The organism is Klebsiella sp. CD33 (assembly GCF_051992865.1).
Classification (GTDB): domain Bacteria; phylum Pseudomonadota; class Gammaproteobacteria; order Enterobacterales; family Enterobacteriaceae; genus Klebsiella; species Klebsiella pneumoniae.
In genome coordinates this window covers 2,049,760-2,070,122 of sequence record NZ_CP197023.1, presented here as the reverse complement: position 1 = coordinate 2,070,122, position 20,363 = coordinate 2,049,760, and the positions used below count along the sequence as shown (strand labels likewise).

Sequence of the window (20,363 nt, the reverse complement as noted above, 5' to 3'; positions counted from 1 at the left end):
TAATTCAGCCATATCACCCTGTCAGGGTTTTTCGCACAATAACTAAAAAATGGTGGAGGTGAAAAATGCAACTTACCCGCGGCGTCTGGCAGATGAGCCTGGCAATGATAATCTCCGGCTCGATCGGCGCGTTCGTGCTGCTCTCTGGTTTGCCGTTGACTGATGTGGTGTTCTGGCGCTGCCTGATTGGCGCGCTAACCCTGCTGGTGTTTATCGTGTTAAGCCGCCAGCCCTTCAGCCGGCTAACGCGTTTCACTCTCGCTCTGGCGGTGATTGGCGGCGCGGCGCTGGTCGTCAACTGGCTGCTGCTGTTTGCCGCCTATTCGCGGATCTCAATCGGTATGGCCACCGTGGTCTATAACACCCAGCCGTTTATGCTGGTACTGATGGGGATGGTGCTGGGGGAACGGGTCAGCGCCGTGAAATGGGGATGGTTACTGCTGGCCTTTGGCGGCGTAGTGATCCTGCTGTCGAGCGAGCTGATGCCTGCACACGAAGAGGGGCTTACCACCGGCGTGTTGCTGGCGCTGGGCGCGGCATTCTTCTATGCCCTGACCGCCATCATCGCGCGCAAACTGCATCCGCTCCCCGCGCAGCATATCGCCTTCATTCAGGTTCTCGTCGGCGTCGTGATGCTGCTGCCGCTGGTGCATGCCCCAGAATTGACGGCCAGCTTCCCCTGGCGCTATCTGCTGATCCTCGGCATCGTCCATACCGGGATCATGTATCAGCTTTTATATAGCGCGATACAGAAACTGCCGACGCCCGTTACCGGTTCGCTCTCCTTTATTTATCCGCTGGTGGCGATGGTGGTCGACTATCTGGTCTTCCACCATGCGTTATCCGCGGTGCAATTGCTCGGTGGGATGCTTATTCTGTTTGCCGCCGCTGGGAATAATCTCGGCTGGGGCGAAAAAAAACCCCGCCGCGGCGGGGTCAGTGAGCAGTCGCGGGCCAGTTAGCGACGGGCGCGGACAATCTGGTATTTGCGCGTCAGGTATTCGACCGGCGCGCTCCAGATATGAACCAGACGGGAGAACGGGAACAGCAGGAACAGGGTCATGCCCAGCACCAGGTGAACGCGGAAAATAAACGCCACGCCATCCAGATGCTGTGACGCGCCGCCGTGGAACGTCACCACCGACTGCGCCCAGCCGACCAGTTTCATCATTTCACTGCCGTCCATATGCTGAGCGGAGAACGGGATCGTCAGCAGGCCGAGCGCACACTGCACCATCAGCAACGAGAGGATCAGAATATCCGCTCCGGTGGTGGTGGCGCGAACGCGCGGGCTGAGCAGACGACGCTTGAGCAGCAGTAACCCGCCCACCAGGGTCATCACGCCGCAGGCGCCGCCGGCGATCATCGCCATCTTCTGCTTGACGTCGATCGGCAGGAAGGACTCATACATCCAGTGCGGGGTCAGCATGCCGAGGAAGTGGCCGGCGAAAATACCCAGGATGCCGATATGGAACAGGTTCGACGCCAGGTTCATCCCCTTACGGTCCAGCATCTGGCTGGAGGCGGCGCGCCAGGTGTACTGGCCATAGTCATAGCGCAACCAGCTGCCAATCAGGAACACCGAACCCGCAATGTACGGATAAATGTCAAAGAAGAACATATTCAGGAAGTGCATTATTGCTGTCCTCCGTTAGAGATATTCAGATATTGCGGGGCCACGGCTCCGGCAAAACGACGCTGGTGAGCGGAAATTTCCGACTCGCCGCAGCCCTGGTCGGCAAAGAATTTGACCTGTTCTTCTTCCCAGACGGCGTCCAGCGCCTGCGGCGTATCGTCGCGCGCTTCGTCGGCAATCTTCTCCGCCACCTTCTGGCTGTCGACCTGAGTATTGGCCAGCTTCAGCAATAGCTCGAACAGCACCGCATAGCGACTTTCGCGCTGCTGCAGGCGCGCGCTGAGCAGACCGAGGATCGGCGCGACGTCCCGCAGGCCGCCAAGCGCTTCCTCTTCCGGCAGCTGCGCCAGATACTCCAGATATAGCGGCAGATGATCCGGCAGCTCATGGCTATCCAGCAGCAGGCCGTGGCGCTCGTACTGCGCCATGAGATCCACCATCGCCTGCCCGCGATCGCGGGATTCGCCGTGGACATGTTCAAACAGCAGCAGCGAGGTGGCCCGGCCGCGGTCAAACAGTTCGCTATAGGCCGCCTGGGCGTCCAGCGGATCCTGAGCCACTAAATCGCGCAGGAAAACGCCCAGCGCGTGGGCATCCTCTTTGCTGAGTTTCTCTGATGACGCGAGCGCCTCGAACATCTCCTGCTGATGCTGCCATAAGGCAGCGTCAGGATATTCGAGCAGACGCGATACAATCACGAGTTCAATCATGCGTGCGGCTCCGTTTTGCTGGTCACGTCGATGGCGTCGATGCGACGGCTGTTGAACAGGTTGAACTGACTGTCAGAGCCGTGGCAGCCATCGCCAAAGCTAAAGCCGCAGCCGTTTTTCTCCGGAAACGCTTCTCGCGCCTGTTCACGATGGCTGCTCGGCACCACGAAACGATCTTCGTAGTTGGCGATCGCCAGATAGCGATACATTTCCTGGGCCTGCGCTTCGCTCAGCCCCACCTCTTCCAGCGCGCGGGTATCAACGACGCCGTCAACGGTTTCCGCACGCTTATAGTGGCGCATCGCCAGCATTCGTTTCAGCGCCAGCAGTACCGGCTGGGTATCGCCCGCGGTCAGCAGGTTCGCCAGATATTGCACCGGAATACGCAGGCTTTCCACGTCCGGCAGGATCCCGTTGCTACCCAGTTCACCCGCATCGGCGGCGGACTGAATCGGCGACAGCGGCGGCACGTACCAGACCATTGGCAAGGTGCGATATTCCGGGTGCAGCGGCAGGGCCAGCTTCCAGTCCATCGCCATTTTGTAAACCGGCGACTGCTGCGCAGCTTCAATGACCCCCTGCGGTACGCCATCTTTCAGCGCCTGCTCGATCACTTTCGGATCGTTGGGATCGAGGAACACGTCCAGCTGACGCTGATACAGATCTTTCTCGTTCTCGGTGCTGGCGGCGTTTTCAATCGCGTCCGCGTCGTATAGCAGGACGCCGAGATAACGGATACGGCCCACGCAGGTTTCGGAGCACACCGTCGGCATCCCGGATTCAATACGCGGGTAGCAGAAGATGCATTTCTCGGATTTCCCGCTCTTCCAGTTGAAATAGATCTTCTTGTACGGACAGCCGGTGATACACATCCGCCAGCCGCGGCACTTGTCCTGGTCGATCAGTACGATGCCGTCTTCTTCACGCTTATAGATGGCGCCGCTCGGGCAGGTCGCAACGCAGGCCGGGTTCAGGCAGTGCTCGCACAGGCGCGGCAGATACATCATGAAGGTGTTTTCGAACTGGCCGTACATCGCCTTCTGCATGTTGTCGAAGTTCTGATCTTTGGCGCGTTTTTCAAACTCGCCGCCGAGGATCTCTTCCCAGTTCGGACCGCTGGTGATCTTGTCCATCCGCTGGCCGGTGATCAGCGAGCGCGGACGGGCGATCGGCTGATGTTTGCTCTCCGGCGCGTTATGCAGATTCTGGTAGTCATAATCAAACGGCTCGTAGTAATCATCGATGCCCGGCAGATGCGGGTTGGCGAAGATTTTTCCCAACAGCATCGCGCGATTGCCCATGCGCGGCTGCAGTTTACCGTTGATTTTGCGGATCCAGCCGCCCTTCCATTTTTCCTGGTTTTCCCAGTCGTTCGGGAAACCGACGCCCGGCTTACTTTCCACGTTGTTGAACCAGGCGTATTCCATCCCTTCCCGGCTGGTCCAGACGTTTTTACAGGTCACCGAGCAGGTGTGGCAGCCGATGCACTTATCGAGATTCAGCACCATGCCGACTTGTGAACGAATTTTCATTTTACGCTCTCCTGTACCTGGTCGTTGCCTTCGCCGTCTAACCAGTTAATGTTCTTCATCTTACGTACCACCACAAACTCATCGCGGTTGGAGCCGACGGTGCCGTAGTAGTTAAAGCCATATGCCAGGTGGCCGTAGCCGCCGATCATGTGGGTCGGTTTCGGCGTAATACGGGTGACGGAGTTATGGATCCCCCCGCGCTGACCGGTGATTTCAGAGCCCGGCAGGTTCACGATACGTTCCTGCGCGTGATACATCATGGTCATCCCGGCTGGAACGCGCTGACTCACCACCGCACGCGCCGTCAGGGCGCCGTTGGCGTTGAACACTTCGATCCAGTCGTTATCTTCGATACCCAGATCTTTCGCATCCGCTTCGCTCATCCAGACAATCGGCCCACCGCGCGACAGGGTCAGCATCAGCAGGTTATCGCTGTAGGTCGAGTGGATACCCCATTTCTGGTGCGGGGTCAGGAAGTTCAGCGCCTTTTCCGGGTTGCCGTTGGACTTCTCGCCCATCACCGCTTTCACCGAACGGGTGTCGATCGGCGGCCGATAGACCAGCAGGCTTTCGCCGAAGTCGCGCATCCACTGGTGATCCTGATACAGCGACTGACGTCCGGTCAGCGTGCGCCACGGGATCAGCTCGTGAACGTTGGTGTAACCGGCGTTATAGGAGACATGCTCATCTTCCAGGCCAGACCAGGTCGGGCTGGAGATAATCTTCCGCGGCTGCGCCTGAATATCGCGGAAGCGGATCTTCTCGTCTTCTTTGTTCAGCGCGAGGTGCGTATGCTCGCGACCGGTGATCTCGCTCAGCGCTTGCCACGCTTTCACTGCCACCTGACCGTTGGTTTCCGGGGCCAGGGTGAGGATCATTTCCGCGGCGTCGATGGCCGTTTCCAGCTTCGGCTGGCCTTTCGCCGGGCCTTCCGCCTTGGTGTAGTTGAGCTTACGCAGCAGATCCATCTCGCTCTGGGTGTTCCAGGCGATGCCTTTCCCGCCGTTGCCGATGGTTTCCAGCAGCGGGCCGATCGAGGTGAAACGCTCGTAGGTCGCCGGGTAATCACGCTCAACCGGAATAATATGCGGCGCGGTTTTCCCGGGGATGAGATCGCATTCGCCTTTTTTCCAGTCTTTGACATCCAGCGGCTGCGCCATTTCCGCGGCGGAGTCGTGCTGGATCGGCAGGGTCACCACGTCGGTTTCTTTGCCAAGGTGGCCCACGCACACTTCAGAGAATTTCTTCGCGATACCTTTATAGATATCCCAGTCGCTCTTCGATTCCCAGGCTGGATCAACGGCGGCCGACAGCGGGTGAATAAACGGATGCATATCCGAGGTATTCATGTCGTCTTTTTCGTACCAGGTGGCGGTCGGCAGCACGATGTCGGAGTAGAGACAGGTGCTCGACAGACGGAAATCGAGGGTCACCACCAGATCCAGTTTGCCGTCGAGGCCGTTATCCCGCCATTCGACTTCTTCCGGCTTCACGCCGCCCTGCTTGCCCAGGTCTTTGCCCTGAATGCCGTTCTCGGTACCCAGCAGGTACTTGAGCATGTATTCATGGCCTTTACCGGAGGAGCCCAGCAGGTTGGAACGCCAGATAAACAGGTTACGCGGGTGGTTTTTGCCATTTTCCGGCTGCTCGGCCGCAAAGCGAATCGAGCCCTCTTTCAGCGACTTCACGGTGTAATCCACCGGGGTCATGCCGGCTTTCTTCGCTTCGTCAGCGATACGCAGCGGGTTGACGCCAAGCTGCGGCGCCGACGGCAGCCAGCCCATCCGCTCTGCGCGCACGTTAAAGTCGATCAGGTGGCCGCTGTAACGGGATTTATCCGCCATCGGCGACAGCAGTTCCTGCGCGGTCACCGTTTCATAGCGCCACTGGCTGGAGTGGTTATAGAAGTACGAGGTACTATTCATGTGACGTGCCGGACGCTGCCAGTCAAGGGCGAACGCCAGCGGCTGCCAGCCGGTCTGCGGACGCAGTTTTTCCTGGCCCACATAGTGCGCCCAACCGCCGCCGCTCTGACCGACGCAGCCGCAGAAGATCAGCATATTGATCAGGCCGCGGTAGTTCATGTCGAGGTGGAACCAGTGGTTGAGGCCCGCCCCGACGATAATCATCGAACGACCGTGAGTTTTATCGGCGTTATCGGCAAATTCACGGGCGGTACGGATGATATGCGCGCGGGAGACGCCGGTGATCTTCTCCGCCCACGCCGGGGTGTAGGCTTTCACTTCATCGTAGCCGGCGGCGCAGTTGTCATCGTTCAGACCGCGCTCCAGGCCGTAGTTAGCCATGGTCAGGTCATACACGGTGGTGACCAGGGCGGTAGAGCCGTCGGCCAGCTGCAGGCGTTTGGCCGGCAGTTTGTGCAGCAGAATGTTTTCCAGATCGACTTTGTTGAAGTGCTCAGAACCTTCGCCGCCGAAGTACGGGAAGCCGACGTTCGCCACTTCATCATGGCTGCCCAGCAGGCTCAGACGTAGCTCAATCTCTTCGCCAGTTTTACCGTCGCGCTGTTCGAGGTTCCATTTGCCTTTGTCGCCCCAGCGGAATCCGAGGGAACCGTTCGGTACGGTCATGTCGCCCTTCTCGTCAAAGGCGACGGTTTTCCATTCCGGATTGTTCTCCTGACCAAGGGAATCCACGAGGTCGGATGCGCGCAGCGTACGGCCGGCGGCATAATAACCGTCGCGCTCCTCGAGCATCACCAGCATCGGCATGTCGGTATAGCGGCGCACATAGTCGGTGAAATACTGGCTCGGCTTATCGAGGTGGAATTCACGCAGCATCACATGGCCCATCGCCAGCGCCATCGCGGCATCAGTACCCTGCTTCGGCGCCAGCCACAGATCGCAGAGTTTGGCGATTTCGGCGTAGTCCGGAGTGATGGCTACGGTTTTGGTCCCTTTATAGCGGACTTCGGTAAAGAAGTGCGCATCCGGGGTGCGGGTCTGCGGCACGTTGGAGCCCCAGGCGATGATATAGCTGGAGTTATACCAGTCGGCGGATTCCGGCACATCGGTCTGCTCGCCCCAGGTCATCGGCGAAGCCGGCGGCAGGTCGCAGTACCAGTCGTAGAAGCTCAGGCAGGTGCCGCCGATCAGCGACAGATAACGGGCGCCGGACGCGTAGGAGACCATCGACATCGCCGGGATCGGCGAGAAGCCAGCCACGCGGTCCGGACCGTAGGTTTTGACGGTATAGACGTTGGAGGCGGCAATCAGCTCATTCACTTCCTGCCAGGAGGAACGTACAAAACCGCCGCGACCGCGGGCCTGTTTGAAGCTTTTGGCTTTGTCGGCGTCTTCGATAATCGACGCCCATGCCTCAACCGGATCGCTATGCTGAACTTTCGCTTCCCGCCACATCTTCATCAGGCGTTTACGCATCAGCGGGTATTTCAGGCGGTTAGCGCTGTACAGGTACCAGGAGTAGCTGGCGCCGCGCGGGCAACCGCGTGGTTCGTGGTTCGGCAGGTCCGGGCGGGTGCGCGGGTAGTCAGTCTGCTGCGTTTCCCAGGTCACCAGACCGTTTTTGACATAAATCTTCCAGCTGCATGAGCCGGTGCAGTTGACACCGTGAGTGGAACGCACAATTTTGTCATGCTGCCAACGTTGACGGTATCCATCCTCCCAGTCCCGGTTGGTGTTTAGAAGCTGGCCGTGCCCATCGGCAAAGGTTTCACCCTTCTGTTTGAAGTAGCGAAACCGGTCCAGGAATTTACTCATCGGGTTTCTCCTGATATGGAGCCTGACGGCTCTCTGATAAATCGACATTGCTGGATTTGCAGCGAAGGTAACGCTATGAAAGAGGGCGAGAATTGATAGCGATCAATCCGAACTGGCTTGTTACTGCGCAGCAAAACCTCGATTACCACCAAGGTGGTATAAGATGTTATTTTTTAACTTGTTGTTTTTTAATGGTTTTCACCTCAAAAAGCAGCGCCTCACCGGGATTTGTTAACAACGGAGGTATTAAGGGGTAGAGCCATTTCACTGGCAAGCCCACCTGTTCTGGCTCAGCGGTCGATGCGGACAATATTCTCCAATAGTATGTTGTAACTAATTAAGCGGTTAAAAAAGGCGCCTCCGTGGGGAGCGCGCCTTTTTATACGCCAACGTTACCGCGGCCGATTACTGACGCTTACGACCGTATACCGCCCAGGTGATCACCACGCAGGCAATATAGAACACGAGGAACACTTTCATCGCCCCGGCCGGCGAGCCGGTCAGATCCAGCGAGATACCGAACGCTTTCGGAATAAAGAAGCCGCCGATAGCGCCAATGGCGGAGATAAAGCCCAGCGCCGCCGCGGTATCGGTCGCCGCCTCGCGCATCGCCTGCGCTTCGCTGCCGCCCTGGGCCTTCACGCGGTCCATAGTCAGCTTACGGAAGATCACGGAGATCATCTGGAAGGTGGAGGCGCTCCCCAGCCCGGCGGTCAGGAACAGCACCATAAACACCGCGAAGAAGGCGATAAAGTTACCGCCCTGGCCGTTGGTCGGCAGGGTCAGGAACAGCAGCGCGCAGAAGACAGCCATCACCACAAAGTTGACCAGCGTTACGCGGGTCCCACCGAGGCGGTCGGAGATCGCCCCGCCCATCGAACGCGCCAGCGCGCCAATGAACGGGCCGAAGAAGGCGTAATGCAGGATCTGCACATCCGGGAACTGAGTTTTTGACAGCATCGCGAACCCGGCGGAAAAGCCGATAAAGGAGCCGAAGGTCGCGAGATAGAGCAGCGCCATAATCCACAGATGCAGGCGCTTAAGTACCGGCAACTGCTCGCTCAGCGACGCTTTCGAAGCCGACAGGTCGTTCATAAAGAACCACGCCGCCAGAGTGAAAATAATCAGAAAAGGTACCCAGATCCACGCGGCGTTTTCCAGATACAGCATCGAGCCGTCCGGTTGCTCGCTACCGTTACCGCCAAAAACGGCAAAGATAGAGATCGAGACCACCAGCGGCGCGACCAGCTGCATCACGCTGACGCCCATATTGCCAAGTCCGCCGTTAACGCCGAGCGCCCCGCCCTGCTTCGCTTTCGGGAAGAAGAAGCTGATGTTGGCCATACTGGAGGCAAAGTTGGCTCCGGCGAAGCCGCACAGCAGAGAGATAATCACGAAGATGCTAAACGGCGTAGAGGTATCCTGGACCGCGAAGCCCAGCCAGACGCACGGCACAATCATGATCCCGGTGCTGAACGCCGTCCAGCGACGGCCGCCGAACAGCGGCACCATAAAGGCGTAAGGCACGCGTAATAAGGCGCCTGACAGCGCCGGCAGCGCGGTCAGCATAAACAGCTGATCGGTTGTAAACTGAAAGCCTACTTTGTTGAGGTTAACGGCAACCGCGCTGAACAACATCCAAACGCAGAACGCCAGTAACAGACAGGGAACGGAGATCCATAAATTGCGGCTTGCCACACGATGGCCGCGCTGTTGCCAGAATTCAGGATCTTCAGGCCGCCAGTCGGTTATGACCGAGCGGTTAGCCTTCTCCGGGAGGGAAGATTGACTCATAGATACCTCTGATTATTCATATTTCCTGCCGCTACCTTAGGGGTTACCCGGGGCGGTAAGTTGATATAAATCAAAGGAAAAGCGCGAGCTAATTTGTGCAAAAATAAACCATGCCTCCAAGTGAGTAGAGAATGGTGGGGAAAAAAGTGTGGTTTTTCACGCTGCTGCCGGGTTGCGTATAATCCCCCCCCTAACATCGCCTACCACCGACAATTAAGGAGTAACTCTTTAGGGGTATGGGTATACTCCAGGGGATAGTCGAGAATAAGCGCCACTCCCGGAGACATGACCGGTCAGGAGCCACGCATTCCATGTTAAAACGTCTTTTTACCCCGCTGACGCTGGTCAATCAACTGGCGTTAATCGTGCTGCTCGCCACGATTATTGGCGTCGCCGGCATGGCGATCTCCGCGCGCCTGGTGAACGGCGTGCAGGGCAGCGCGCACGCCATTAACAAGGCCGGTTCATTGCGTATGCAAAGCTACCGGCTGCTGGCGGCGATCCCGCTGAATGAAAACGATCAAAAACTGGTGGCGGACATGACCGCCACCGTCTTCAGCCCGGAGCTGCAAAATTCCGCCCGCCGCGACGGCCAGGAAATCCAGCTTAAAGCCCTGCAGCAGTACTGGCAGCTGGCGCTGGCCCCCGGCATGCAGCGCGCAGTCAATCAGGCGGAAGTGGCCCAGGATGTCGCCGACTTTGTCGATCGTATCGACCAGTTGGTCACCGCATTCGACCACACCACCGAGCAGCGTATCGAACGGGTGGTCTGGATCCATCGCATCCTCGCCATTGGTATGGCGCTGCTGCTGATCTTCACTATCATCTGGCTACGCGCCCGTCTGCTGCGGCCGTGGAAACAGCTACTGAGCATGGCGCGCGCGGTGAGTCAGCGTGATTTCACCCAGCGGGCGCACATCAGCGGCCGCAACGAAATGGCGACCCTGGGCATGGCGCTGAATAACATGTCGGAAGAGCTGGCGGAAAGCTACGCCGTGCTCGAGCGGCGGGTGCAGGAGAAGACTGCCGGACTGGAGCAGAAGAACGAGATCCTCGCTTTCTTATGGCAGGCCAACCGCCGGCTGCACTCCAGCGCCCCGCTCTGCGAACGTATTTCGCCGGTACTGAATGGCCTGCAGGGGCTGACGCTGCTGCGCGATATCGAGGTACGGGTTTACGACCTGGAAGACGAAGATAATCACCAGGAGTTTACCTGCCACTCGGATGATGACTGTGATGATAAAGGCTGCTACCTCTGTCCACGCAATCTGCCGCCGCTGCCGGATGGGGGAACAACGCTGAAGTGGCGGCTGTCAGATGCGCATAGTCAGTACGGCATCCTGCTGGCGACGCTGCCGGTTGGCCGCCATCTCAGCCACGATCAGCAGCAGCTGGTGGATACCCTGGTGGAACAGCTGACCAGCACCCTGGCGCTGGACCGCCATCAGGAGAAGCAGCAGCAGCTGATCGTCATGGAAGAACGGGCCACTATCGCCCGCGAGCTGCACGACTCCATCGCCCAGTCGCTATCCTGTATGAAGATGCAGGTTAGCTGTCTGCAGATGCAAGGCGACGCCTTGCCGACGGAAAGCCGCCAGCTGCTGGGGCAGATCCGTAACGAACTGAATACCTCGTGGGCCCAGCTGCGGGAGCTGTTAACCACCTTCCGCCTGCAGTTGACCGAGCCGGGGCTGCGCCCGGCGCTGGAGGCCAGCTGTCAGGAGTACAGCGCCCACTTCGGCTTTACGGTGCAGCTTGATTACCAGCTCCCGCCGCGCTTTGTGCCCTCGCATCAGGCGATCCACCTGCTGCAGATCGCTCGCGAAGCGTTGAGCAACGCTCTGAAGCATGCCAGCGCGACCGAAGTAACCGTGACGGTGTCACAACGCGATAATCAGGTTCGTCTGGTGGTAGCGGATAACGGCCGCGGCGTACCGGACCACGCCGAACGGAGTAACCATTACGGTTTAATTATTATGCGGGATCGCGCCCAGAGCTTGCGCGGTGACTGTCAGGTACGACGCCGGGAAACCGGTGGAACCGAAGTGATCGTCACGTTTATCCCGGAAAAAACGTTTTCCATCCAATAAGGAGACCCTCATGAGTCAACAGGAACGGGCAACTATCCTTCTCATTGACGACCATCCGATGCTGCGCACCGGCGTGAAACAGTTGATCAGCATGGCGCCGGACATCCAGGTGATTGGCGAGGCCAGCAATGGCGCGCAAGGTATTGAGCTGGCCGAGTCGCTGGATCCTGACCTGATCCTGCTGGACCTTAATATGCCGGGCATGAACGGTCTGGAGACGCTGGATAAGCTGCGTGAGAAATCCCTTTCTGGCCGGGTAGTGGTCTTCAGCGTCTCCAACCATGAAGAGGACGTTGTCACCGCCCTGAAGCGCGGCGCCGATGGCTATTTGCTGAAGGACATGGAACCGGAAGATCTGCTGAAAGCGCTGCAGCAGGCGGCCGCCGGAGAGATGGTATTAAGCGAAGCGTTAACGCCGGTGCTGGCCGCCAGCCTGCGCGCCAACCGCGCCACCTCCGATCGCGACATCAGCCAGCTGACCCCGCGCGAGCGCGACATTCTCAAGCTGATAGCCCAGGGACTGCCGAACAAAATGATCGCCCGTCGCCTGGATATCACCGAAAGCACCGTCAAAGTACACGTGAAGCACATGCTGAAGAAAATGAAGCTCAAATCCCGCGTGGAAGCGGCGGTATGGGTCCACCAGGAGCGAATCTTCTAAGGCGAGTCCGTCCAGGAGACGCCTGGCGTGGTAAACTTGACCAGCGGTTCGGTCAGCGCCAGGGCGATCTCATTGGAGGAGACGCGCTGCCCCTGTTTATCCTCCACCACCACCGACAGGCGCCAGCGGTTCGCGGCGCCCGGTTCACTGTTCCATACCGGCATAATGATGCTCCAGCCATCGGGGCTGCTGGCATCTACCGGCGGCGTCAGGCTGAGGGCCTGGGTGTCTCCCTGCCAGTGCAGCGCCTTGATGCCATGCAGACTATGGATCTGCAGCTTCAACTGCACCGTCTCCCCGGACTGCAGATCCCAGGGCGGCGTGGCCAGATAGACCGTCAGATTTTTCCGCTGACGATACTCCACCACCGGCAGATTATCCCGCTCCGGACTATCGAAGCGGCTCCCGCGCAGCGAGTTGCTGATCGCCACCTCGTCTGCCGCAAGCTGCTGCTTAAGGGGTACGCCAAAGCGGTAGTTTAGCTTCAGGCCCACATTGTTCTGGCTGACGCCATTTTCCCCCTGCTTATGCTTAGCGGTCACCGTGACCAGCGGGACCGGGGTGTAATTGAGCCCAACGGAGACGGCCACCGGATTATGGTAGCCGGTGCCGGAGTGAAACAGATCGACGCTATCGCCGAAATACTGTTCGACGCTGACGCTGGTGTTGATGTGCTGGTAGAACGGCAGCCGCGCCTGGGCGGTGACGTCATACCCTGCGGCCATCCGCTGCTCCTGAGTCTGATTATCGCGTAGCTGCCAGTCGCCCAGCGGATGGTAATAGTTTGCCGACAGGCGGAGATATTCTCCCCACGCTTCGGCGCCAACGCTGCCGCGCGCCAGGCTTTCGCTCAGCACTTTATCGTAAAACGAGTTATAGCCCAGCAGCCAACCGCCGACCCGCCAACGCTGGCCAAGCCCGATGTTGCCCACCAGATCGTGCTCGCGCCGGGTCACCGAGTACTGGTTCCACGTCAGATAACGGTCGTTATCCTGCAACGGCACGAACCAGCTCCCTTTACTGCCGGTGAATTTCCCCTCTTTATTGACCAGCAGGTCGACATTGGCGTTGCCCCACGGCGAGAGCCAACTCTCCAGCTGATGACTCACTTCATTGCCGATTTTACTGATGGCAAACAGCTGCGCCTGTTCACCCGCAGTCAGACCATTGTCGCTCATGCTGGCCTCGCCAAACTTCTTCGCCACTTCGGCAAAGTGCCGGGCGTCGTCATCAACCTGGGGAGCAATCCCCATATCGGGCAGCGGATCTTGCGCTTGCGCAGGGCGGGTGGTGTCGCTGGCGGTCAGCGCCCAGACGGGAACGCCCGGCAACAGCAGGAGAAAGGTCAACGTTGGCAACAAACGGAACGACACAGGCATTAACAGAGTTTGCGCAAGCTCACAAAAATGGATAGAAGTGTTAGTTTATCGTTTTTTCCCTGCTCCCGCAGCCCTGTGGGCAATTCCAGGAATAAGCTGAAACCGGTTGGGTAAGGTGCCGCCCAACCGGAGGCGTCGCTGCGCGCCACCGTTACGCCCGGGTTCGTAGCGCCGCCAGCAGCGCGTTGAGCTCCGGCACGCAAGAGCCGCAGTTGGTCCCGCATTTCAGCTTCCCACCCAGCGCCCCGACGCTGGCGCAGCCGCTGGCGATGGCCTCGTTAATTGACCATTCCCCCACCCCAAAGCAGCTGCAGACGATCCGCCCCCGCGGCGCGACGGCGGCGCCCGGTCGGCCGCTAAGCAAGGCATGTCGTTGGACGGCATCGGACGGCGGCGCGGCAAAGGCAGCGCTTATCCATGCGCAATCCACCGCCGGCTCGCGCGCATCGCTCCACCAGCCGAGCATCAGCCTTCCCTGATGCCAGGCCAGCAGGTTCCACACCGCGCCGCCGTCAGCCACCTGTAACTGCCAGCCGCGCCGGGCGCACCACGCGCTGAGCCACTGTCGGGCAGATGCCTCCCCGGCCAGCGAGTAGTGCAGCACGCCTGGCGCCGCCCGCCGCCGCCAGTGCCAGGCCGCAGGAAATGGTAGCGGTTCGCGGCAAAAAAGCTCGCTGTGCCAGGCCGGTTGCCAGGCGGCAATCGCCACCGCCGCCTGTTTACTTTCCGGCTGGCCGGAATACGGGTCCGTGACGGCGGCCAGCAGGTTATTCACCCGCCCCTGACGGGCAAACTGGTTGTTCCAGTGCATCGGAACAAACAGCGAGCCGGGGCGCTGCCCTTCGCTGATCGCCACTTTCGCCACCATCACCCCATGCCGCGACCAGATCCGCGCCAGCCCGTCAGCGGGAAGCTGATAGCGAACGGCATCCTGCGGCGCCACCTCCACCATTGGCTCCGCGATATGCTGCATCAGCCGCGGCACTGCGCCGGTACGGGTCATGGTGTGCCACTGATCGCGGATCCGCCCGCTGTTGAGGATCAGCGGATAAAAGGCATCGGTTGTCGCCCGGGTCGGTTGAGGCGTCACCGGCACCATCCGCAGCCTGCCATCGCCATGCCAGCCGCGCGTGATATCCCAGGCGACCTCGCTGCGGCTGACCGGCCAGCGCACCGGCGGCATGGCGTCCCACGCCTCACGGCTGAGATCCGCCAGCGCGCCGATATCAAACGCCCGCTGGCCGTCGTTTTCGAAACCGGACAGCGCCGCATGCTCGCGGAAGACGTCATGCGGATGCTGCCAGGCAAACGCCTCGCGATACCCCAGAGCCTGGCCCACTCTGGCGATGATCCACCAGTCCGCTTTCGCCTCCCCCGGCGGCGGCAGAAAGCTGCGCTGACGGGAGATCCGCCGCTCCGAGTTGGTGACCGTGCCATTCTTCTCGCCCCAGGCCAGCGCCGGAAAGCGGATGTGGGCGAAACGTCCGGTATCGGTCTGGGCGGCGACATCCGAGACGATCACCAGCGGACAGGCGGCCAGCGCCTGGCTCACCGCGTGGCTGTCAGGGAGCGACACCACCGGGTTGGTACCCATGATCCAGACCGCTTTGACCTCGCCGCGGCCAATGGCGGCAAACAGCTCCACGGCGGTCAGCCCGGGGGTCTGCGCCAGCCGTTCCGTCCCCCAGAAGCGGGCCAGCCGCTGCAGATCGTCTGGCACAAAATCCATGTGCGCCGCCAGCATCGTCGCCAGCCCGCCGACTTCGCGGCCGCCCATGGCGTTGGGTTGACCGGTCAGCGAAAAGGGGCCGCAGCCGCGGCGGCCATACTTCCCGCTGGCCAGATGGACGTTGATGATGGCGTTACATTTGTCGCTGCCGCTGGCGGATTGATTGATTCCCATGGTGTAGAGGGTGATCGCCCGCGGGGCGGCGATGAACTCGCGATAGAATCCCGCCACCTCATCGGCAGGCAGACCGCAAAAGGACGCCACCCTCGCCACGTCCCAGCCGCGGGCGGCGGCCAGCGCCTGCGGGCCGTCGCGAAAGCCATCGACGCAGGCTCCTGCCTCAGCCAGGGCGTTAAGCAGCCCCGCAAACAACCCGCCGTCGCTTCCCGGGGCCAGCGCCAGATGGCGGTCGGCGATCTCGCAGGTAGCGGTGCGTCGGGGGTCGATCGCCACGATCCGCAATCGGGGATTATCCCGCTTCGCCTGCGCCAGCCGCTGGAACAGCACCGGATGCGCCCAGGCGGCGTTCGAGCCGACCAGCACCACCAGATCGCTGTTTTCCACATCATCGTAGCTGCAGGGCACCACGTCGGCGCCAAAGGCCCGCTTGTAGCCAGTGACCGCTGACGACATGCACAGCCGTGAATTGGTATCGATGTTCGCCGCGCCGATAAACCCTTTCATCAGCTTATTGGCGGCATAGTAATCCTCGGTTAACAGCTGGCCGGAGGCGTAAAAGGCCACCGCTTGCGGTCCGTGCTGGTCGATAATCTGTCTCAGGCGCGCAGCGGTTTCCGCCAGCGCCTGAGGCCAGGCTACCTGCTGGCCGTCGACCTCCGGCGTCAGCAGCCGCCCCGCCAGGCCCGTGGTCTCCCCTAAGGCGGCCCCTTTGACGCACAGACGGCCGAGGTTCGCCGGGTGCTGATCGTCGCCACGCACGCTCACCTGCCCCGCGTCGTCCACGCTCGCCAGCACCCCGCAGCCTACGCCGCAGTAGGGGCAGGTCGTTCGGATGGTCTTCATCAGGAGGCCTCCGCGCGGGCCAGCAGCTGCTGGTTGCCCACCCACACTTTGCCGTTTTCTACTTTCACCGGCCAGGCGCGTACCGCCTGTTCGTCGCCGTCGCACGGCCAGCCGTCGCGCAGGCGTATCCGCTGTTTGTACAGCGGGGAGATCACCACCGGCTCGCCGCCGACGTCCCCTAACAACCCACGCGACAGCACGTTGGCCGCGCTGCCCGGCTCGCGGTTGTCGAGGGCGTAGACCCGCTCGCCGAAGCGGAACAGGGCAATCTGCCGCTCCCCTAAGCGGGCGCCGATCCCCGCCTGCGCCGGAATGGCGTCAAGATCGCATACCGCCTGCCACGGTCGGGATGGGAGTTCGCCTTCGGGCAACGTCTCAGTCAGCAGCGGCTGCGGCTGACCGCGCAGATCGCGGCGCTGCACAGCCTCGTCGGGCTGGTCGCTATTAACGAAGGAGCGGAACAGCGCCAGACGCTGCGGATCGTTGAGGGTGGTCTGCCACTCGCACTGGTAGCTGTCGACGATCCGGGCCATCTCCTGCTCCAGCTCCTCGCCAATGCCAAGACTATCCTCCAGCACCACCTGCCGCAGATAGGCGACGCCGCCCTCCAGGTTATCCATCCAGGTGCTGGTTCGCTGCAGGCGATCGGCGGTACGGATATAGAACATCAGCAGACGATCGATGCTGCGGATCAGCGTCGCTTCGTCGAGATCGCTGGCAAACAGGTCGGCGTGACGCGGTTTCATCCCGCCGTTGCCGCAGACGTACAGATTCCAGCCTTTGTCGGTGGCAATCACCCCGATATCTTTCCCCTGGGCTTCAGCGCATTCGCGGGTGCAGCCGGAGACCGCCATCTTGATTTTGTGCGGGGCGCGTAGCCCTTTATAGCGATGCTCGAGCCGTACCGCGAGCCCGGTGGAGTCTTGCACGCCGTAGCGACACCAGGTTGAGCCGACGCAGGATTTCACCGTGCGCAGCGACTTGCCGTAGGCGTGGCCGGTTTCAAACCCGGCGTCGGCCAGCTCGCGCCAGATAGCCGGCAGCTGTTCCAGCCGCGCGCCAAACAGGTCGATGCGCTGGCCGCCGGTCACTTTGCTGTAGAGCTGGTAACGTTTGGCGATCTGCCCGATGGCGATCAGTCCGTCCGGCGTCACTTCCCCTGCCGCCATCCGCGGCACCACCGAATAGCTCCCGTCCTTCTGGATATTGGCGAAATAGCGGTCGTTGGTATCCTGCAGCGGCAGGTGCGCCGGCTTCAGCAGGTACTCGTTCCAGCAGGAGGCCAGCACCGAGGCCACCAGCGGTTTGCAGACATCGCAGCCGTGCCCCTGGCCGTAGCGGCTAATCAACTGCTCGAAGGTATGGATATGGTTAACCCGCACCAGGTGGTAGATCTCCTGGCGCGACCACGGGAAATGTTCGCAAACGTCTTTTTTCACTTCGACGCCCTGCTCCGCCAGCTGATACTCCATCACCTGTTTCACCAGCGCGCTGCAGCCGCCGCAGCCGGTAGCCGCTCTGGTGCAGCTTTTTATCGCCGACATATCCCCCGCCCCATTGTTCACCGCCTGGCAGATATCGCCTTTGCTAACGTTATGGCAGGAGCAGATCGGCGCGCTGTCCGGCAGCGCCGCGACGCCGAGCGCCTTCGGCGCGGCTCCCTCCAGCGCGGGCAGGATCAGACTCTCCGGACGCGGCGGCAGCGCCATGCCGTTCAGCATCATCTGCAGCAGCGTGGCATAGTCGCTGGCATCCCCCACCAGCACGCCGCCAAGCAGGGCTTTGCCGTCCTGACTGACGACGATTTTTTTGTAAATCTGCTGCGGACCGTCGGTCCATTGATAGCTCTGACAGCCCGGCGTGCGCCCCTGCGCATCGCCAAACGAGGCCACGTCGACCCCCAGCAGCTTCAGTTTGGTGCTCATGTCGGCGCCGCTAAAGCAGGCGTCCTCTCCTGCGAGAGTGGCCGCGGCGATGCGCGCCATCTGATAGCCCGGCGCCACCAGACCGTAAATTTTATTGTCCCACAGGGCGCATTCGCCTATCGCCAGCACGTCCGGGTCAGAGGTACGGCACTGGCCGTCGATGTGAATTCCCCCGCGTTCGCCCACCTGCAGCGCGCAGCCGCGGGCCAGCGCGTCCTGCGGGCGGATCCCCGCCGAGAAGACCACCATGTCGGTCCGCAACGCGCCGCCGTCGGCAAAGTTCAGCCGCAGGCCGTCGGCCTCGCGCACGATGGCGGTGGTCGCTTTGCTGGTATGCACCCCCACGCCGAGGGCGACGATCTTCTCCCGGAGCATCGCCGCCCCGCCGTTATCCAGCTGGACGGCCATCAGGTTCGGGGCAAACTCCACCACCTGCGTCTCCAGCCCCAGCTGTTTCAGGGCGTTGGCCGCCTCCAGCCCGAGCAGCCCGCCGCCGATAACCACCCCGCTCTTCGCCGCGGCGGCATGGGCGGCGATACGGTCGAGATCGTCAAGAGTGCGGTAGACAAAGCACCCCGCGAGATCGTTACCGGGGATTGGCGGAACAAAGGGATACGAGCCGGTCGCCAGCACCAGTTTATCCCAGTGGATTTCATGCCCCTCGGCGTCCCGTACCAGCCGTGCGTCGCGGTCGATGGTCGCCACCGCCTCGCCGAGGCGGAGTTCAATACCGTGTTCAATAAAGAAATCCCCGGCCGCCAGCGACAGCGACTCGGCGCTGCGTCCGGCAAAATACTCGGAGAGATGTACCCGGTCGTAGGCGGGGTAACGCTCTTCGCCAAACACCACGATTCGATATTGCTGATGCAGATTGCGGCTCACGCATTGTTCGAGAAAATGGTGGCCGACCATGCCATGTCCCACCAGCACTAATACAGGTTTCGTCATCGTCATTATTCCTGCAGCCTGCGGCTGCGTTGAAGAGGGGTCAAAAAGCCAGTCCACGGTGACAGGCTCATCGCTTTCCAGGCGCGCGGTTAGCGCGGCGGCGGCGGTACAGTCGCCCATCAGCAGCACGCCGCGCAGGCGGCCATCGCGCAGCAGCAGGCGACGATAGTGGCGGTCGATGGGGTCCCAGCTGGTATAAATGTCATCCTGTTCGCCGGCCTGCTGCTCGCCAGCGCTAAAGAGTTCAATGCCGGTGACCTTCAGGCGGGTCCCGGCATCCTGCCAGACAAAGCCCTCGCCGGGGGCGCCGCACAGGCGATCCGCCAGCACCTCGGCCTGACGCAGGCAGGGAGCCACCAGCCCCCAGGTCTGGCCGTCAATTTCGCAACATTCGCCGATGGCGCTGATCCCCGGCAGCGAGGAGGCCATCTGACGGTCGACCACGATCCCCCGCTGGCACAGCACGCCGGACTGCGCCGCCAGACGGCTGTCGGGCTGCACGCCGGTAGCCAGCACCACTCTGGCGGCGCGGAATACGCGCCCGTCCGCCAGCCGCACGCCATCGGCGTCGATGGCGGCGATGCGGCACTCCAGCACGCAGCGAATGCCGCGCGCTTCAAGCTGCTGCCTGAGCTCATCGGCGGCAAAAGCGTCGGTCAGCGGCGCCATTAATCCGCTGCCGCGATGCAGAAGAGTGACCTCTCCGCCGTGACGACGCAGCGCCGCCGCCGCTTCCACCCCCAGCACGCCACCGCCAATCACCACCGCCGGGCCGGGTATCGCCAGAATACGTTCCACGTCCGCCAGGGTGCGGAAGGGCATAACCTGCGGACGATCAATGCCCGGCAGCGGCGGGATAAAGGGCCGCGAACCGGTGGCGAACACCAGCTCATCCCACGGCAGCCAGGTTTCCGCGATGCGCAGCCGCCGTTGCTGAATATCGACTTCATCGACCGCCTCGCCAGACCGCAGGCACACCCCGTGCCGGGTGTACCACTCCGCCGGCAGCAACGGGATCTGCGCCGCCGTTTTTTCACCTGCCAGCAGCGGCGAGAGCTGAATGCGGTTATAGGCCGGGTGCGGCTCGTCGCCGACGACGGTAATGGCAAACCGCGCGGGGTCGCGCTCAACCAGCCGCTGCACCAGCCGGGTGGCCGCCATGCCGTTACCGATCACCACCAGTCGCCGCGTCATGA

General features: G+C 61.2%; 12 protein-coding genes. 3 read left to right on the top strand and 9 right to left on the bottom strand.

All coding sequences use genetic code 11. The features are described 5' to 3' along the window. The first annotated feature begins 65 nt into the window (after positions 1-65). Positions 66-962, top strand: a complete 897-nt coding sequence (locus tag ACR809_RS10230) for a DMT family transporter (protein ID WP_122051220.1) — start codon at positions 66-68, stop codon at positions 960-962. Here ACR809_RS10230 and narI read toward each other — a convergent pair. The 6 genes from narI to ACR809_RS10200 form a co-directional block, all read right to left on the bottom strand. Next, positions 959-1,636, bottom strand: a complete 678-nt coding sequence (gene narI, locus ACR809_RS10225; protein ID WP_002910189.1) for a respiratory nitrate reductase subunit gamma — start codon at positions 1,634-1,636, stop codon at positions 959-961. The genes ACR809_RS10230 and narI overlap by 4 nt on opposite strands. Then, positions 1,636-2,346, bottom strand: coding sequence for a nitrate reductase molybdenum cofactor assembly chaperone (narJ, locus tag ACR809_RS10220; protein ID WP_002910191.1), 711 nt, complete (start codon positions 2,344-2,346; stop codon positions 1,636-1,638). The genes narI and narJ overlap by 1 nt, the downstream gene beginning before the upstream one ends. Continuing rightward, positions 2,343-3,878 (bottom strand): nitrate reductase subunit beta, encoded by a 1,536-nt coding sequence (narH, locus tag ACR809_RS10215; protein ID WP_002910193.1) that lies wholly within the window; start codon positions 3,876-3,878, stop codon positions 2,343-2,345. Before narH ends, narJ begins: the two co-directional genes overlap by 4 nt. Next, a complete protein-coding gene (locus ACR809_RS10210) occupies positions 3,875-7,618 on the bottom strand; it encodes a nitrate reductase subunit alpha (RefSeq protein ID WP_048265694.1) in 3,744 nt (1,247 codons plus the stop codon). The genes narH and ACR809_RS10210 overlap by 4 nt, the downstream gene beginning before the upstream one ends. A 166-nt stretch (positions 7,619-7,784) precedes the next feature. Then, a complete protein-coding gene (locus ACR809_RS10205; RefSeq protein WP_162992573.1) occupies positions 7,785-7,898 on the bottom strand; it encodes a hypothetical protein in 114 nt (37 codons plus the stop codon). A 125-nt stretch (positions 7,899-8,023) separates the two neighbouring features. Beyond that, a complete protein-coding gene (locus tag ACR809_RS10200) occupies positions 8,024-9,412 on the bottom strand; it encodes a NarK family nitrate/nitrite MFS transporter (RefSeq protein ID WP_004175568.1) in 1,389 nt (462 codons plus the stop codon). Between the two features lie 311 nt (positions 9,413-9,723). Here ACR809_RS10200 and narX point away from each other — a divergent pair, with 311 nt between their 5' ends. Together narX and narL are read left to right on the top strand one after the other, a co-directional pair. Next, positions 9,724-11,502 carry a nitrate/nitrite two-component system sensor histidine kinase NarX gene (narX, locus tag ACR809_RS10195; protein ID WP_004175566.1) on the top strand — a complete coding sequence of 593 codons (1,779 nt, stop codon included), beginning with the start codon at positions 9,724-9,726 and terminating at the stop codon, positions 11,500-11,502. Between the two features lie 10 nt (positions 11,503-11,512). Continuing rightward, entirely contained in the window at positions 11,513-12,163 is a 651-nt protein-coding gene (narL, locus tag ACR809_RS10190) for a two-component system response regulator NarL (protein WP_002910198.1), read from the top strand. Here the strand turns inward: narL and ACR809_RS10185 are convergent. From ACR809_RS10185 to nirB, 3 genes are all read right to left on the bottom strand, one after another. Then, on the bottom strand, positions 12,160-13,542 hold the full coding sequence (locus ACR809_RS10185; RefSeq protein ID WP_020803639.1) for a YchO/YchP family invasin: 1,383 nt from the start codon (positions 13,540-13,542) through the stop codon (positions 12,160-12,162). The two genes, narL and ACR809_RS10185, sit on opposite strands and share 4 nt — an antisense overlap. 151 nt (positions 13,543-13,693) lie before the next feature. Further along, positions 13,694-16,294 carry a nitrate reductase gene (locus ACR809_RS10180; RefSeq protein ID WP_122051219.1) on the bottom strand — a complete coding sequence of 867 codons (2,601 nt, stop codon included), beginning with the start codon at positions 16,292-16,294 and terminating at the stop codon, positions 13,694-13,696. Beyond that, positions 16,294-20,361 (bottom strand): nitrite reductase large subunit NirB, encoded by a 4,068-nt coding sequence (gene nirB / locus ACR809_RS10175; RefSeq protein ID WP_023286601.1) that lies wholly within the window; start codon positions 20,359-20,361, stop codon positions 16,294-16,296. Before nirB ends, ACR809_RS10180 begins: the two co-directional genes overlap by 1 nt. Positions 20,362-20,363: the final 2 nt, after the last annotated feature.

Bases quoted from the DNA above. Each gene is read 5' to 3' on its own strand.
- ACR809_RS10230 (WP_122051220.1), top strand. From the start codon at position 66: ATGCAACTTACCCGCGGCGTCTGGCAGATGAGCCTGGCAATGATAATC.
- narI (WP_002910189.1), bottom strand. From the start codon at position 1,636: ATGCACTTCCTGAATATGTTCTTCTTTGACATTTATCCGTACATTGCG.
- narJ (WP_002910191.1), bottom strand. From the start codon at position 2,346: ATGATTGAACTCGTGATTGTATCGCGTCTGCTCGAATATCCTGACGCT.
- narH (WP_002910193.1), bottom strand. From the start codon at position 3,878: ATGAAAATTCGTTCACAAGTCGGCATGGTGCTGAATCTCGATAAGTGC.
- ACR809_RS10210 (WP_048265694.1), bottom strand. From the start codon at position 7,618: ATGAGTAAATTCCTGGACCGGTTTCGCTACTTCAAACAGAAGGGTGAA.
- ACR809_RS10200 (WP_004175568.1), bottom strand. From the start codon at position 9,412: ATGAGTCAATCTTCCCTCCCGGAGAAGGCTAACCGCTCGGTCATAACC.
- narX (WP_004175566.1), top strand. From the start codon at position 9,724: ATGTTAAAACGTCTTTTTACCCCGCTGACGCTGGTCAATCAACTGGCG.
- narL (WP_002910198.1), top strand. From the start codon at position 11,513: ATGAGTCAACAGGAACGGGCAACTATCCTTCTCATTGACGACCATCCG.
- ACR809_RS10185 (WP_020803639.1), bottom strand. From the start codon at position 13,542: ATGCCTGTGTCGTTCCGTTTGTTGCCAACGTTGACCTTTCTCCTGCTG.
- ACR809_RS10180 (WP_122051219.1), bottom strand. From the start codon at position 16,294: ATGAAGACCATCCGAACGACCTGCCCCTACTGCGGCGTAGGCTGCGGG.
- nirB (WP_023286601.1), bottom strand. From the start codon at position 20,361: ATGACGCGGCGACTGGTGGTGATCGGTAACGGCATGGCGGCCACCCGG.